The sequence below is a fragment of the Flavobacterium aquidurense genome (assembly GCF_002217195.1).
In the GTDB taxonomy this organism is placed as follows: domain Bacteria; phylum Bacteroidota; class Bacteroidia; order Flavobacteriales; family Flavobacteriaceae; genus Flavobacterium; species Flavobacterium frigidimaris.
In genome coordinates, this window is record NZ_MUGR01000004.1 from 164,461 (window position 1) to 179,874 (window position 15,414).

Sequence of the window (15,414 nt, forward strand, 5' to 3'; positions counted from 1 at the left end):
AAAAATACCTTATTTTAATAATGCTAAACCTTTTAAAGGCCCTTTGGTCAAATGTCCTGTCATAAATTTGGCATTAAAATTATTTAAAATGAGCCAGTACCAATTTGACGTAAGGCATATTGAAAGCCTCGTTAGGAAAAATACGGAAAGGAAAAATAATCTACGCCGGAAAAACAGCAACAGATTGCTAATTTATACGTTGATTTTCACCTTTATATTTTTCGCTTTATATCAAATTTAGTTCATAATTAGGACTTTACATAAATAAAAAACTAAAATTTCATCCGATGACGCGGGAGGTCGATTTCATGTTCCTGTGGATATGGTTGCCGATCCGTACTGCTGACATCTTCTTTTATTAGCTGCTGTGTTTTAAACTGGTTATTGGTATCCATGTAACGCGGATCAGGCATAAATGGCATTTTTGCCATTTTATGAACCGTAATAGTGGGGAAATGATAATCAATCTCGACTGTTCCAAGCAGCAGGTAACAGCCGCCTCCCTGAAACGGGTGTACGGCAAGACTATCCGGGAAATGTGCAGTATCAAAGTAAGCACCTTCATTGTCTATCCAGGTTCCAAAATACATATTGCCTCTTTTGGTTGGTACCTGTTTGGTTGAAATAAGATAAGCCAGCATACGAACCTGTTTTTTATGGCAATTAACAAGATCCCTTACTTTTATGTCACCGCGGTGTTTGGTTTGCAGCAGATCAAATACAGTGCAGGAAATCGGAAAACTGAGCAGTTCAATCTCATCAAAAGCATCTTCAAAAACTGATCTTTCCAGTGTCGGTAGTTTATACTCCTTCACTGGTTCCTGCAACAGCATAAGTCCTCTATTTTCAGGTTTAAAATTGTTAAGCAGCAGGCTTGCGATCACCAGAAGCTGGTTCTTAGTTTTTCCCGTAAAACGGAACGCACCTATAAAAATCAGGATTTTTACGCTTTCAATTCCCATTGGGATCCGGTTTATGAAATCTTCCAATGATTTGAACTCACCGTTCCTTTCGCGATCGGCTTCAATAAACTGTGCCATTTTGGAATCAAGGCTCATCAGGTGCATAAAACCCAGATACACGTCATTTCCATACAAAGTAGTTTCAAACACACTCTTGTTGACGCAGGGATTGTGTATCACTGCGCCAGCCATACGCGCTTCATGCACATATATCTCAAGACGGTAAAAGCCTCCCTGATTATTAATTACTGCTACCATAAAATCAATGGGAAAATGCACCTTAAGATAAAGACTCTGATAACTCTCAACTGCATAGGATGCCGAGTGTGCTTTGCAGAAAGAGTAACCGGCAAAAGACTCGATCTGTCGGTAGATTTCCTCGCTGAGTGCCACGGGATGACCTTTTACGGCACAGCAGGCGAAAAAATTGTCTTTCACTTTCTGGAGTGCTGACTTGGACCGTCCTTTACCGGACATGGCACGGCGCAGGATATCTCCGTCAGCTGCCGGTAGTCCGCCATAGTGCAGTGCAATTTTTATCACATCTTCCTGATAGACCATAATCCCGTAGGTTTCTCCTAACTGCTGCTCGAATACGGGATGAAAATATTCAAACTTGCTAGGATGATTGTGGCGGAAAATATATTCCTTCATCATTCCGGACTGTGCCACACCGGGACGAATGATGGAAGAGGCGGCTACAAGTGTTTTATAATTATCACATTTTAAACGTCTGAGCAGTCCTCTCATAGCTGGACTTTCAATATAAAAGCAGCCGATGGTTTTTCCTTCCGCCAAATATTTATTTGCTGTTTCCTCGTTTTTGGAAATTGTGGTATCGCGGATATTGATACGAATACCCCTGTTTCTCTCAATGATCTTTACACTCTCATCAATGTGTCCAATACCACGCTGGCTTAGGATATCGAATTTTTCAAATCCAATATCCTCAGCTACGTGCATATCAAAAAGGGCAATTGGAAATCCTTTTGGAGGCATCTCCAAAGGAGTGTAATTGGTAATGGGTTCTTCGGAAATGATGATCCCGCAGGAGTGCATACTACGCTGATTGGGATATTTCTCAAGCATCATTCCATATTCCTGGACAAATTTCACAATGTTGTTGCTCTGATGGAATTTCATGGGATTTTTGGCCAGCATGTCAAGCTCTTCTTTTGGCAAACCGAAAACTTTGCCGACTTCACGGAAAATAGAGCGGTACTTGAATTCCACGTTGGTACCGCAAAAGGCTACATGCTCGTAGGTATAGCGTTTGAAGATATATTCGAGTATAATATCACGCTCTTTCCAACTCCAGTCGATATCAAAATCAGGAGGGCTTTTGCGGTTGACATTTAAGAAGCGCTCAAAGTACAAATCCAATTCCAAAGGACAGATGTCGGTGATGCCAAGACAATAAGCAACAATGCTATTGGCACCGCTTCCACGGCCGATATGAAGAAATCCTTGACTGTTACTGAAACGAATGATATCTGCGGTAATCAGGAAGTAGCCACTGAATTCCAACTCGTCAATCACTTTGAGTTCTTTTTGCATACGTTCACGCGCCTGAATATTTTTTTTGCCATAGCGCCATGATAAACCTTGCTCGGCTAAAGAACTTAGCAGTTCCATATCACTTTTCCTGCCAGATGTATAGAATTTTTTATTTTTGGGTGTGGTAAAATCGTATGAAAAATTACAGGAATCAATAACTTTCTGGGTATTGTCTACAATAAGTGGATACTGGCTGTAAAGTGAAAGCAGCGAATCCAGACTGATCATTTTGTCAGAAGTGGCACAGCAGTCCTCAGGAGCTAATTTGGAGAGAAGTATGTTTCTGTCAATAGCGCTGAGTATCCTGTGTAGATTGTATTCCTTTTTAGTACGGAAAGTTACCGGCTGGAGAATGACCATTTTGTCCTGTCTTTTTTTCCATCCAGACAAAATCAATTGCTGCAGTTGGTCTGGGCGAATACCGATGTATTCATTTTCTTTTAAAATATCAGGAGTATTTTCCAGTGGATAAATTACAACTACATCTGTAAAATCCGGGGCAAAAGCAGGAAGGGCGGTCTTGTCAAAATTATGGCGGGTCAAAAAGCGGTTCATCTCCGCAAGACCGCTCGCATTTTTGGCAAGACCGATGAAGCGCAGCTGAAACTCTGAGCGAAATTCCATCCCTACCAAAGGTTTTATGCCGGCATCTTCACAGCTTTTAATAAAATCGTAAATTCCTGTTACCGTATTGATATCGGTGAGCGCCATAGCTTTAACCCCGCAGGCAATGGCCTGTGGAATGAGCTCGTCCAGCGGTATGGTACCATAGCGCAAGGAGTGAAAGGAGTGGCAGTTAAGGTACATGTAATCAGGGTTTTCGTTTTAGGATTTCATTTTTAGTATTGGGTTTAAAGGAGGCTCCGGCGCAACGCATTACAGCATCAAACCCGTATCTGGTTTTCATTTTATCCATTGCCTGATACAGGGACAACATTTCTTCGGTATCCTGAAACAGATCAATCTGATAGGTACCTCGGACCAGTCCGCTGAAGCGAACACCAATTAGCCGCAGGCGCATTCGGCGCTGGTATAGTTTATCGAAAAGTTCCTGAACAGTCTTTGTCAGGATATGATCAGCAGAGGTGTACTGTACCTTAGATTGCTTGGTCTCGGTATCAAAATTGGCGTAACGGATTTTGACTGTTACCGTCGAGGTAAGCCACTCTTCGGAGCGGAGCTGAAAAGCAAGTTTCTCAACCATCCCAAGTATGACTCTATTAAGTTTTGGAATATCTATAGTATCCTGGCTAAAGGTGTGCTCGGTTGATATCGATTTTCTTTCCGTGTAAGGCTCGACAGGATTATTATCAATACCATTGGCTTTTTTCCAAAGTTCAGAACCGTTTTTTCCGATCATTTCCTGCAGCACCTGTTGAGGCATTTCAGATAAGGTGCCAATAGTCCGTATTCCTATTCGGGACAAAAGCTGAAAAGTTTTTTCTCCCACCATTGGCATTTTTTGAATGGAAAGGGGATTTAAAAAGGAACGTACTAAATGAGGGGGAATTTCCAAATTTTGTTTTTGTTTTCCTTCCCCAGTGCCTATCTTAGAAACTGTTTTGTTAATTGATAATGCAAAAGTGAGCGGAAGTCCGGTTTCACTTATGATGGTCTGTGCAAGTTCATTGGTCCACTTGTAGCTGCCGTAGAATTTATCCATTCCTGTGATATCCAGATAGAATTCATCTATGCTTGCTTTCTCTACTACGGGGGCCTTGCCCTGAATAATTTCGGTAATGTCATGAGAAAGTTTAGAATAAAGTTCCATGTCGCCTTTCATGATTTTAGCTTGTGGGCAGAGTTTCATGGCCATGTGAATAGGCATTGCAGATCTTACTCCAAAACGTCTCGCTTCATAGGAACATGATGCCACAACACCTCTTTCTCCTCCTCCAATAATGAGCGGAATTCCAATCAACGCCTTATTATTTAGCCGTTCGCATGAAACGAAAAACGTATTCATGTCCATATGTACAATTGACCTTTCCATAATCTTCTCATTTTATACACGACAAAATTAGTACAGATTATAACATTATTAAATATTATTATGTTCTAATTTGGAACAAAATTATTTGACAACTATTGTCTGACAATGTAATGCCCAGTAAATATTGAAAATTGACATAAAAACGGCGTATTAGAAAAAATCATTGTATTATTTTTTAATGTGTTTTTTCTTAATTAGAGCTGATAGCGGGATGAAAAGAATGCATCTGATTTTTAAATTTTGCTAAAAAATAAACTAAAAAAAATTGATTAGACAATTCAATCCGTTATGACCTGTTCTAAAAAATTTGATATTTGGGTATAAAAAAAAGATGCTCATCTCTGAGCATCTTTAAGATAAAAATATTTTTAAGACTCCTTCATGTAATTTGTTGTTTCTTAACTACCTAAATTAAGAAACATTACAGTCTTTAAAATATGAGAATTAATCCTTTTTAATTGAAATGTAAAAGTAAAAGTAATTGAAATAAAAAATGGCCTCTTGAAGTTATTAAAATACAAGAATAAGATCTTTCAAATCCAAGAAGCTACCTCGCTCAGGCATTTTAAGCGAGGGTCGTTTTTCAACATTAATTATTATTTTGCTGATGCAACAGAGACTTTTCTAAATTCTTTGAATAGCTTTTCAAGTTCTAAACTTGATTTACGAGCTCTTGGTCCAGCAGCTTTAACTCCTTTTTCAGTAAGTGTTTCAGATTCTGTTTTGAATGTTTCAATTTCAGCGTTGATTTTTACTAATAAATCTTTCATGATATTTTATATATTAAATTATAAAGCAAAACTAAGAGTTTAGTTTGCTAAATAAAACTACTTTTTGTTTAAATTATTGCACCATATTAGGACTTAAACTACAACTTAATCGGACTGTCAGAAAAAAAACTTTCACCATAATGCTAATTCTCCATAGACAATCTATAAGGGAATACAACTACAACTATAAAAAGTTTTTAGTTGACAGGCTGCGAAATTGTCAATTATCCTTGCCTTTTTTTCCTTCAATGTATGGCTTTATTTTATCCAGTTTTATTGGGGTGACTATTTTTTGAATAATTGGTACTTTGTCATATTTCAGGTCAAATTCATAATCTGCATATCCTTCATGTTTATATCTTTTTATAATAATATTATCAGCGAGCATTCCCGGTTCAATACTTTTTTGCTTATCATAAACTGTTTTTAAATTTTTAATTTCAGTTTCACTTACACTATCAATCCTTTCAAATACGAGATCCCCCACATGTAAATATCCATTGGTTATTGTTGCGGTTTGCTTTTCCCGTCCATCACTTTCTACAGCATAAACACTGTAATCATTGTAATCTTTATTAATCGCAAAACTATAAACAGTTGGATGTTCTAATAATGAGTCACTTTCGGTGGAACTCCCGCTTGTACGATAAAAAGTCAGATTAATTTGCTTTAGTGAGTCAATTGGGAGATCAACTGTTGATGAAGTAAATCCTATATTTTTTTCGTCATTAAATACTGGGCGCATTGTCAATGCTTTTTCTTTGTCAAAGGATATTGCAACAGGAGAAAACATAAAATTAAAATCGAATCTCACCATTCCAGTTCCCATACCTTTTACCCAGTCAGACTTTTCCGTTAAAAAATTTGATTTTCTGCCATACAAATAAAATGCTTCATTTTCAGATGAATCCCGAATCATTTCAATCGTATTGCTGTTACTGTTTTGCCACGATCCTTTACTTATTCCATTGTGCTCTACATAAGCATATGTTCCATCAGGAAGCATAAGCAGATACAAATCCTGAGATGCAACATCTCCCTTTTGATAATAAGTTCCCTCTATGGGAGACTGCGCGCGGGCGGCGCTTGTGCATATTAATATTGCGCACAAAAAAGCATATATTTTTTTCATTGTTTTCGTACTTTTATTTTAACGATACGACCTTCTTTGCGACGGTTGATCACAAACACTTGTAATTACAGGATGTGCAGTATCTATATTTATTTTTCTCCAATCTTCTTTTATTTTTGAAATTTTTTGAAAGCCCGCTTGTTTGCCATCATCTTTACTATCATATACAGTATCATTGTGCTTGTTCTCTTTACTTTTCAAGGTCTCGCTTATTTCTTGCAGACCTTTTTTATCCTCTTCTGGCAAGTCTAAAATATTTCCGCTCCTTCTAAACGTTCTGCCGCTTTCTGCCTGAAACAAGTCGCCTTTTTCATTCAAAATCATATGTACCGTTTTATAACCGGACTTTGCTTTTTTATTAAAGACAATTAAAAATTCATTGAACTGCTTTGGTAAATCAAAGGTTTGAATCTTTTTTTTATCAATCACTTGGTCTATAAAGGATGGATCGGAATAAAAATCATTGGGCTGACAAAAGAGATGTATTTGGTTTGTTTTGCGAATATTCTTTTTAATCCGAGAAGCAAAACAATTAGCATTTTCATTAAACACTGGATAAAACTTCAATCTTTGATTAGTAGAATCATCAAAAGAAATAGCAGTAGCTCTATCTTCGCATCTTGAAAATTGAATAGAGATGCTGTCCTTTTTGATTCCGGACGATTGCCGCCCATAAACTTGAAATTCATCATCATAAAAATCTGCACGTGTTAATTCAAGGACGTTGTCGGATTTCAATTTCCATTTTCCAATGTCCATACCTCCGAAATATGAAAATACATAAACGTTATCAGAAAGAATGTACAGGTGCGTGGCAGACATTGCGTCTCCTCCAGGAAGTATATAGCTGCCAGAAATTTGGGCGCGGGATGGTAAATTTGCGACCAAAAGAAAAAAAATGAGTATTGGTAACTTTATTTTCATTTTAAAAAATATTTAATTATTAAATTAGTAGGTGCCTTAATTTATGCGGCGCAATCAATCCAGACAGGTTCATATTTTTAGAGTAAATTGATTCTCCATCCCGCTCATCTTCAAATTTGATAACGTAGTTACTCTAAAGAAGATTTTTAACCTGAAATCATTATCCACCGTTTTGTCCTTATTTATGAAGCCTTCAAATTCAAAATATTTATTTGAACTTAACTTTCTATTCTCTCGGAGCTGAATCACTATTATATGTTTTATTTATCTTTAAAGCTTACCTTTTTTATCAGAATAAAATCCTTCAAGTACAATCAGTCTTTCATCCATGGATGAAGAGAACCTATTAGAATAAATACTCATTAAAGTTGAAGACCGAATAAAATGTTTTTTTTTATTCTGTAAATAATCTATAAGGGAATACATTTGATGATCTGTTTTTTAAATGCTTCATGAAGCTCTCACATAGGTACTCCCATTCTATGAAGGAAAGTTGCATGACCGATTGGGGAAAGAAGGCGATTTCTCGAATGCCATTATCCTTTTTACATCCAATATTGGGGCAGATCATATTGTGGAGACTTTCAGTAAGGGTCAAATTCCATCCTCAACTTCCTTAATGGAAATTATGGGGAATTATTTCAGACCTGAATTTTTAGGACGTTTAACTGAGATTGTACCTTTTACGGCTATCAGTAAGGAAAATGCACTTAAAATATTTGAAATCCATCTTAAAAAAGAATTCATGGATTTACTAAAAAACCTTAACATAACAGTTGAGATTCCAATGGAAGCCAAACTCTTTCTTGCCGAAAATGGTTATAGTGCCAAATATGGGGCAAGACCAATAAAAAGTATTATCCGAAGTCATCTAAGAAGGCCGCTGGCGAAGAAAATTATTTCCGGTGAAGTAAAAGATGGGGATAAGATGATTGTTGTTATCGAAAATGAGGAGGTGAAATGGATTAAGGAAGAAGTTGTAATAGATGCTCTTGATAATTAAGCAGGCTTTTTTAAACTATTTCTTATGGAAAATAGTGGTGTCTTATTTTTTAGAAATATTCTGCATTGAAAGTGTCCGGAAATAAGTAGTGTAAAAACACAAACATCTCTAAACCCATTGCAATTGCCTAATGAGCAATTGGTTTAGAGATGTTGTTCCGCTTTAAAGGACGCGGTTTTTTTGCTTATGAAAGTTACAGAACAAATACTCCTTGTTAACATAGAATTTTTATTCTCCGATTAGTTTTAAATAGCTTTTAGGCTTATATTCAATGATGTTTTCACTTATTAAACTCTCCACCTTAAAAGAGATCTCGGCTGGAAAACTATAAAATATTTTATCTTTTATCAATTCTTTATGGACATTTGATTTGAAACACTGCCTGGTTCTTATTATTTCTTTAATCTTGTCTTTTAAAATTCGGTTCAGCCCCGTATTCTTAGCGGCATAGTTACGTAATAATTCTTCTTCAACATTTTTATAACCAACCTCAAATACGATTTGATTTTCAATTTTGGTTAATAAAACATCCGGTATTCTTAAAACCGATATTTCATCAAACTCCTTTTTATTTATTATATGGTCTTTAATCCCTGAATGAAACTTGGTAATTGTCGAAATTGAAATGAAATAAAAAATAGTGTTCTCTTTTTTATTTATGAGCTGCCTTTCTGTAAAAGCAAGCCAAACAGGCATTAATATGGAATCTTGCAGATTCTTTAAAGCTTCAAGTTCTGATATAAAGAGTGGGAAATATTTTTCTTTGGAATTATGGAATCCTATTTTATTTCTACATTTAGCATCAAAAAGAATGGTTCCCATATCCTGGATATTCACAAGAAAATCGGCTCTTTTAGATTTCATTTTGTCAATTAAAATCCCAGACCTTTCTATGCCATAGGGGCCTTGTCCGATATATAAAAATGGGATATTATTTTCTTCCAGCAATTCTTTAAATCTCAATTCTCCTATTAATCCATCTTTCTCAGTATCTGACAAAAAATCTGTAATTTCTACTCCATTAAACTGCCCTTCAAAAGAATATTCCGAAAAATGTTTACTTGTCTTTTCTTTTTTAATTTCGTTTCTTTTTTTTGCATCCCCTTTACAAATTAATATTGAATTGTTTTCGTAATCAAAATCTATATAGCTCATTTTTATTTTTTTTTATATACTATTCCCTTTTTTAATTTTCTATCAATAGTATGTTTCGCAACACTCTATTCCAACTTAATGGTAATTGAAATTTTAAAGGGCATTACTTAGTAAACATAGCTACTATAATTTACATTTCAAAGATTAGACATTCGTAATCTGTAAGATTTAACATATTTTTTAATTCTGTATTTAACTGAAAAATTCCCTCTTGCACTAAACAGCCGATTAGGATATGTTTAGTGCAAGAGGGAATACCGGACAAAAGCGCCCCGCAATTCCCTGACGAGAGGAAGCTGAATTGCGGGGCGGCGGGTGTCAACCCACCGCTAGAGGTTCTGATTTGAAATTGGCAAGATTTAAAAAGAATCCTCTGTGCGAGGTCATGCCTTCACGGAACAATTTCCATAAGAGTGACGCTCCCATATTGGCAAGAGTGGAATTAATAAATAAATCCTGTTTTTCGAGTGCTTCTGCAACGGAACAACTCGGCTCATTGTTATCGCTCTGTGCTTCGAGCAATTCTTTAAATTCATCTGTCACCATTGGAAGATTGGTGACAGTCCTGTATAGATTGGAGTTGGGTTGTTTGATTTCTCCTATTGTGGACAATATCGCTTGTCCTGTATTTTGGGAATTTCCTATGTCTAGCCAATACAACGATTTGGTACGCTGAAAATTACTGCTTCCTGTACAATCCTTTAGACAAGTTGCTATGTCGAAACGTGCTGTTACGGTATCTACACAACTAATATAAATATTTGCCTTGCCCCTTTCGGGTAAGGATTTCAGATTGGAGGAACTAAACTTCTCTGTTACCGCTTTCCACGAAGTTCCAAAAAAACGGTTCAATCGGTTAATGAGCGCCACGGCTTTGGGCAGTCCTACCTCAGCATCTGCAAAAAGTTGCCGTCCTTGATTGGCTGTGGTGACCACATCATCATCAAATAGATTGACCTGTAATCCTGCATGACCCAAAGCGATAAGGCTATGGTTCATTCTAGCTAGTTCTGTGAGCATCCTACTTCCCGTCCCTCCTGCTCCAATAAGATTTACCATTATTGGATTGGCTGGATTTATCAGGTAATTATCTGTGTAATGCATGGCTTTTTGTGAGTTCATGACAGTAAATTTTTAATTGTTAAACCATTTTTAAGCAAGGATTTCATTGGGAATGGTTTTGGGGTATTGACCAATCTTTGCCACAATTGAATAATATTTCCCTTAACAGGACTTTGTTTGTGTATAAGATGACTGAAATAGCTGTTAAAAAAGTATTGTTCCCATTCTCGTATGAACTCCTCCAACAAACAGTCTGCTTTTATGCTAACTGATACTGTACCCATACAAACTTTGCCATCTTCATATAAGTTAAAAAAGGGCGCATTGTATAGAGCAGTTAGTTCGTTTATATTGGTGTCAGTGTTCATTGCATAAATGTACAGGGTGTTCTTGGAAGCTTTCCACAGTAAAGGAGGTACGGATGCCTTACCATTTGCAATGCCCAAACTCTCCACAAAAAACAAATTGACTTTTTGGGCAGGTGTGTACCAAATGGCATACCCATCATGGTCAGGATTTATATAAAGTAAATTTTTGGAAAGCAATCCCGACGGTTTTAAAAATTTCCGTGTAAGTTTTTCGGAGGTATCGAGGGCACTAGCAAGCTGTGTACTTTCTTTAAGGTTTAAGGGATGTGCATTTATGGGATAGCCATTTTTGTCCATATCATAGGCTTCTACATACATGGTCTTATCCGCAGTCTCTTTTTGATAGACTACAAAGGCTTTTATTGGATTGTACAATGTTCCGAATTGTGCAGTTATATCTTTCATGGCATATTGTTTAAAAGGGTACATAAATCATTTAGAAGCGCAAATAATTTGTATTCAAAATCAAGTACCTTATTGGATAGCTCGTTCTCAGTATCATAGATTTGTAATACAGTCGGTTCTTCTATTTCAGAGCATTCATTAAATTCGTCATTGATTATTCGGGCTATATTGTCATACAACAATCCATCACTATCTGCTATGAAAGAAATATACTGCTCGGCTTTGATTATCCCTTCCTCGCTATCAAATTCCTGATTAGAGGTATTGCTAAAAATAGTATCGTTTGGATATTCACGTAATAATTCCAACGCTATTTTTGCAACGCTTAGACAGTCCTTTTCAAAAGAATTTCTTGGTCTATAATTGTCCACACGACTTTGGAAACAATTCAAATGATAGGGATTGAAAATTTTACGGAGCATTATATCCCCATAATAAATAGCCCGATTAAATTCTGAAATTATACTATTATCTTCTTGAGATTCTTCATTCTCCAAATCATCTATGAGCCATTCTTCCATACACTCGTAGCTATAAAAAAGATAACTGTTATTTTCCCTATAGTACGGAATCCCTGCAATATGATACAGATAGGCAAATACAGACAGCAATAATTCAGCGGATTGTTTTTGTTTTTTGTTCTGTAATAATCGGTATAAGGGCAATACAGGAATATAATACAGTGTATTGCCCGTGTTATATGTGTGGTTCGTTGCTAATTTTACCGTGCCATCATCATCTTGTAAAATTTTAAGCTCAATATCCCGCTCAGATCTTCTGAATTGTTTTTGAATGTCTGCGTATGCCAACAGAATATTATACGGATAGGATTTGTGTACAATATCTATTGTTTCAAAACCATACAGCCTTGTCAGGATAGCAAGCGAATCAAAAAATCCTTTTTGTGTTTGTTCCGGCTCGGGCAAATTTTCGCTTTGTTCAAATAATGGCAAAAAGGAGTGTCTTAAAAAACCATCGGTAATAGTTCGATTGGAGCGGAATTGTTCCTGTTCTTTTTTATCACCTCTGCATCGGGCAATCGGTTTGTGTTTTCTGCGAATGTTCCTAACTGTTTGTATAGTCTGCATAGCTTTCTACTTTTAGGCAATTGTATACTGCCTGTTATCATATTTGTTTTCATGGTTTATCCTTTTGTTCCTATTTGTGATACAAATTTGTATTGCACCGCATCGTCATTTATAATTGGTCCCTCTATGGTTGCAGTGGTTAAAATCGGATACGTCTGCGCATAAAAATTGAGTACCGCTTCGGGGCTGAATGTAGATGATGGGTCAGCAAGTTTAATTTCCTGCTCTTTATCCCTAAAGATAAAAATACGTTCTAAGTTGGTAGCTACTAACATGATTCTTCTGTATTAGGGTCGTTGAAAAGGTCGATTGGAAATTTATCGGAAAGTTCCGCTTTGCGAGCGTGAATAATATCTTTGTATTCGGGGTAAAGGTCAGCAGGGGGTACTTTCATCCACGCTTCTTTAAACTTACCTGCCGTTTCGAGTTCATCTGCTTTTTTCATAGCCTGTTCGTATTGTTTTTGCATTTCGGTTTTTTCTTTATCTATTTTCAGAACGTTGTCCTTTTCCATTTGGGAACTGACTTTCGCCTGTTCTTTTTCTTTGAGGAATTGCTCCATATTGGCAAAAAGCTCTGCCGTATCTTTCACAGGCTGTTCTATGGCTTCAAAAAATCCGCTGTCAATTTCTTCTGCTGTACCTTTTAGTAAAATAGGCGGTACTTTTTTGCGGGCATCATCGCCAATACTGTCATTAAAAAATAACACCGATACAATGAGTTTGTCCGTATCTTCTTTGGCTATATTTATATTCCAATTTCCTGCTAACTGCAAGGCTAGTATGGATTTAAAAAAATTGGTTTCCATTGTTTTACTCTTTAGTCTGTTTTACATCTAAACCATTAATTGCTACTAACTTTTCGTATAGGTCTTGCCAATAGGCTTGCCGTTCTTTGTCAAACTTTTCAAAGAGTTTGTCTTCATGGGCAAAATTTCTGAAATAGTCCGCCTGTTCAATGGCTTGGGCTAAATTGTTAACCCTTATAATTTTTCCGTTTTTATCTTCTACTTGTATCATGATGTCGAGATTTAAAGGGACAGGCAGGTTATGCCTGTCCCGATTAACTAATTAAGCAATAAGGCATCCGAACCTTTACTTGCAAAATCCAAACAAAGGTTAAAAGCGGATTGGGTACGAATCTGCCCTGTGCCACCCATCAAAAGGGAGGTTAGTTTGGCTTCATCGTCCTTGTACTTTCTCATATTTTGAAAGTAGCCTGTTACGCTATTATATGCGCCAAAGACAGTTCCTTTGGTGGTGTCCATGAGTTGGGTCGGGTTGCTCATGGCGTATTCAAAAGCATTATCCACCATATTGGTAAAACAAGTGGAGAGTTCATCTTCCTTGCCGTCTTGTATGGTTTTAAGTACCTCTTTGTTAGGAACAAGGGCGGACTGAATTAGTTTTTTCACTTCATTATCCGTGATGCGGATTTTCGCCCAATGGTTAAAAATATCCTCCATCTGTGCCGATAGCATATCGGATATGCCCATTACTTTATGTGCCTGTTCCAAGCGTTGTTTGGCATTGGAGGTATGACGAATACGCACGGTATTGGTCTTATTATTCATAGCGGCATTAAGGGTATTGTTACATACGATGCGTATGGGCGTAAATGCTGCGGTTATGCTTCCGCTTCCGTCGTGTGAGGTGGTTAAGAACAAATATTTCTCAATTAAATCATCTTTACCAACCCTGATATAATCAGGCAGTTTAGCGGTTATAAAAACTCGCTCTCCTTTCCCAAGTGCTCCTGCTGTTTCGTATAGAATACCGTCACCACCTACAATGCTGTCAAAAAAAGAAAAGGCATCCCTATTTTGTACAATCTGGTAGTCTTTACCAACCACACCCAAGACTGCATCGTTGTCGGTACGTACTGTACTGAAGTAATTTGGTACTTCTATTTTAATGTGCATGATTTCATTATCCAAAATAATTTCCGCTGAACTTGTTGTAAAAAGTTTGCGTTTTTCTACTTCATAATCCAAACCTGCGTGCTTAATTGCTTCTGCACTTGTCGGGTAATCGCTAATAATCTGCCCTAAATTGTGCCATGCTTTTTCCTTAGTGCTGAAAAAACTGTGTTTTCCTGACTGCTCGTTGTAATTTATATTATGTGCCATGATGTTAAATTTTAAGTGATTGCGATACTATTAAAAAGGTAGGTCTTCAGTCTTTTTTGATTTCTTGTTCTGTACTGCCGAATGAGCTGTATTAGTTTCCGCTTTCTTCGCAAAAGCCAAAATCTTGATGTTGTTGGTGTGGAACGTAAGACTGCCTATTGCTTTGCCTTCGTCATTGCTATAAACATTCATACCAATACGTCCAAATAATTGTACAATTGTCCCTTTTTTAAGCCACTCGGCTATTTTTGGATTTAACCAATACGAGCAATTGATATAGGTTGCTACTTCTTTTACTTCCGTACTGCCTTTGGGTTTGTAATTGTCATTGATGACAATGCTAAAATTGACCACTTGTTTGTCATTGCCCACTTTGTGAACAACTGCATTTGCTGTAATGCGCCCTGTGATTTCCATAATTTTAATTTTTAAGGATTACTATTATTTACTTTCTCTCTCCTCCTGCTTCCACAAAAATTGTTTTCAAAACGAAAAAACGGAAAAAAAGAAAGCAAGATGCAAGGGGCTTAAGGATGCGCAAGTGCTATAAGTCCCGAAGGGTGGCAAGGGAAGCGCCGCCATTATGCGCACGCAGCATGCTTAAGTCACTATCTTAGCTGCCCTTTTAGTCCGTTTCGAGTGAAAATCTAATTGAACTTCAAATAAAATGTTGCAATATTCTAAGATAATTTATTAGAACATTTTATAATATAATGGCATGAAAAATCAAATATTATTTCAATAGTTGACATAAAAAAATCTGATACTTTTGGTATCAGATTAAGAGTTAATTAATCAATGAAAAATGTTGCTGACTATTCCTAAAAAAGACTTAAATATTGAAGATTACAATATTTTTATATAAAC

At 36.6% G+C, this 15,414-nt stretch carries 14 protein-coding genes and 1 pseudogene; 1 reads left to right on the top strand and 14 read right to left on the bottom strand.

Annotation, left to right across the window (positions count from 1 at the left end; all coding sequences use genetic code 11):
• Nucleotides 1–272 precede the first annotated feature (272 nt).
• From B0A67_RS03300 to B0A67_RS03320, 5 genes are all read right to left on the bottom strand, one after another.
• Entirely contained in the window at nt 273–3,326 is a 3,054-nt protein-coding gene (locus B0A67_RS03300; protein WP_072959772.1) for a DNA polymerase III subunit alpha, read from the bottom strand.
• 4 nt (nt 3,327–3,330) lie between these two features.
• Nucleotides 3,331–4,512, bottom strand: a complete 1,182-nt coding sequence (gene dinB, locus B0A67_RS03305; protein ID WP_072959774.1) for a DNA polymerase IV — start codon at nt 4,510–4,512, stop codon at nt 3,331–3,333.
• A 596-nt stretch (nt 4,513–5,108) separates the two neighbouring features.
• The gene (locus B0A67_RS03310; RefSeq protein ID WP_072959777.1) at nt 5,109–5,282 is read right to left on the bottom strand and encodes a histone H1; all 174 of its coding nucleotides are present in this window, start codon (nt 5,280–5,282) and stop codon (nt 5,109–5,111) included.
• A 220-nt stretch (nt 5,283–5,502) separates the two neighbouring features.
• On the bottom strand, nt 5,503–6,414 hold the full coding sequence (locus B0A67_RS03315) for a hypothetical protein (protein WP_072959779.1): 912 nt from the start codon (nt 6,412–6,414) through the stop codon (nt 5,503–5,505).
• Nucleotides 6,415–6,432: 18 nt separating this feature from the next.
• Nucleotides 6,433–7,338, bottom strand: coding sequence for a hypothetical protein (locus B0A67_RS03320; protein WP_072959782.1), 906 nt, complete (start codon nt 7,336–7,338; stop codon nt 6,433–6,435).
• 484 nt (nt 7,339–7,822) lie between these two features.
• Here B0A67_RS03320 and B0A67_RS03325 point away from each other — a divergent pair.
• Nucleotides 7,823–8,341 (top strand): annotated as a pseudogene (locus tag B0A67_RS03325) (AAA family ATPase); the annotation flags it as partial.
• Between the two features lie 228 nt (nt 8,342–8,569).
• On the opposite strand, the gene B0A67_RS03330 reads toward B0A67_RS03325, so the two are convergent.
• The 9 genes from B0A67_RS03330 to B0A67_RS03370 all read right to left on the bottom strand — a co-directional run bounded on the left by B0A67_RS03330 (nt 8,570) and on the right by B0A67_RS03370 (nt 14,964).
• Nucleotides 8,570–9,496: a hypothetical protein gene (locus B0A67_RS03330; RefSeq protein ID WP_072959785.1), complete on the bottom strand. Its 927-nt coding sequence runs from the start codon at nt 9,494–9,496 to the stop codon at nt 8,570–8,572.
• A gap of 318 nt (nt 9,497–9,814) precedes the next feature.
• Complete coding sequence (locus B0A67_RS03335; protein WP_072959787.1) at nt 9,815–10,618, bottom strand: PRTRC system ThiF family protein; 804 nt, start codon at nt 10,616–10,618, stop codon at nt 9,815–9,817.
• Entirely contained in the window at nt 10,615–11,331 is a 717-nt protein-coding gene (locus tag B0A67_RS03340) for a PRTRC system protein B (protein ID WP_072959925.1), read from the bottom strand. Before B0A67_RS03340 ends, B0A67_RS03335 begins: the two co-directional genes overlap by 4 nt.
• Complete coding sequence (locus tag B0A67_RS03345; protein ID WP_072959790.1) at nt 11,328–12,419, bottom strand: hypothetical protein; 1,092 nt, start codon at nt 12,417–12,419, stop codon at nt 11,328–11,330. Before B0A67_RS03345 ends, B0A67_RS03340 begins: the two co-directional genes overlap by 4 nt.
• 56 nt (nt 12,420–12,475) lie before the next feature.
• The gene (locus B0A67_RS03350; protein ID WP_072959793.1) at nt 12,476–12,694 is read right to left on the bottom strand and encodes a PRTRC system protein C; all 219 of its coding nucleotides are present in this window, start codon (nt 12,692–12,694) and stop codon (nt 12,476–12,478) included.
• Entirely contained in the window at nt 12,688–13,227 is a 540-nt protein-coding gene (locus B0A67_RS03355) for a prtrc system protein e (protein ID WP_072959796.1), read from the bottom strand. Before B0A67_RS03355 ends, B0A67_RS03350 begins: the two co-directional genes overlap by 7 nt.
• Nucleotides 13,228–13,231: 4 nt before the next feature.
• Nucleotides 13,232–13,438 (bottom strand): hypothetical protein, encoded by a 207-nt coding sequence (locus B0A67_RS03360; RefSeq protein ID WP_084074545.1) that lies wholly within the window; start codon nt 13,436–13,438, stop codon nt 13,232–13,234.
• A 47-nt stretch (nt 13,439–13,485) separates the two neighbouring features.
• Complete coding sequence (locus B0A67_RS03365; RefSeq protein ID WP_072959799.1) at nt 13,486–14,547, bottom strand: DUF932 domain-containing protein; 1,062 nt, start codon at nt 14,545–14,547, stop codon at nt 13,486–13,488.
• A gap of 30 nt (nt 14,548–14,577) precedes the next feature.
• Nucleotides 14,578–14,964, bottom strand: a complete 387-nt coding sequence (locus B0A67_RS03370) for a single-stranded DNA-binding protein (protein ID WP_072959802.1) — start codon at nt 14,962–14,964, stop codon at nt 14,578–14,580.
• Between the last annotated feature and the right edge of the window lie 450 nt (nt 14,965–15,414).

Excerpts from the sequence above, each read along its gene's own strand:
- B0A67_RS03340 (WP_072959925.1), bottom strand. The coding sequence starts at position 11,331 with ATGAAAGATATAACTGCACAATTCGGAACATTGTACAATCCAATAAAA.
- B0A67_RS03350 (WP_072959793.1), bottom strand. The coding sequence starts at position 12,694 with ATGTTAGTAGCTACCAACTTAGAACGTATTTTTATCTTTAGGGATAAA.
- dinB (WP_072959774.1), bottom strand. The coding sequence starts at position 4,512 with ATGGAAAGGTCAATTGTACATATGGACATGAATACGTTTTTCGTTTCA.
- B0A67_RS03330 (WP_072959785.1), bottom strand. The coding sequence starts at position 9,496 with ATGAGCTATATAGATTTTGATTACGAAAACAATTCAATATTAATTTGT.
- B0A67_RS03315 (WP_072959779.1), bottom strand. The coding sequence starts at position 6,414 with ATGAAAAAAATATATGCTTTTTTGTGCGCAATATTAATATGCACAAGC.
- B0A67_RS03370 (WP_072959802.1), bottom strand. The coding sequence starts at position 14,964 with ATGGAAATCACAGGGCGCATTACAGCAAATGCAGTTGTTCACAAAGTG.
- B0A67_RS03320 (WP_072959782.1), bottom strand. The coding sequence starts at position 7,338 with ATGAAAATAAAGTTACCAATACTCATTTTTTTTCTTTTGGTCGCAAAT.
- B0A67_RS03355 (WP_072959796.1), bottom strand. The coding sequence starts at position 13,227 with ATGGAAACCAATTTTTTTAAATCCATACTAGCCTTGCAGTTAGCAGGA.
- B0A67_RS03300 (WP_072959772.1), bottom strand. The coding sequence starts at position 3,326 with ATGTACCTTAACTGCCACTCCTTTCACTCCTTGCGCTATGGTACCATA.
- B0A67_RS03365 (WP_072959799.1), bottom strand. The coding sequence starts at position 14,547 with ATGGCACATAATATAAATTACAACGAGCAGTCAGGAAAACACAGTTTT.
- B0A67_RS03360 (WP_084074545.1), bottom strand. The coding sequence starts at position 13,438 with ATGATACAAGTAGAAGATAAAAACGGAAAAATTATAAGGGTTAACAAT.
- B0A67_RS03345 (WP_072959790.1), bottom strand. The coding sequence starts at position 12,419 with ATGCAGACTATACAAACAGTTAGGAACATTCGCAGAAAACACAAACCG.
- B0A67_RS03335 (WP_072959787.1), bottom strand. The coding sequence starts at position 10,618 with ATGAACTCACAAAAAGCCATGCATTACACAGATAATTACCTGATAAAT.
- B0A67_RS03310 (WP_072959777.1), bottom strand. The coding sequence starts at position 5,282 with ATGAAAGATTTATTAGTAAAAATCAACGCTGAAATTGAAACATTCAAA.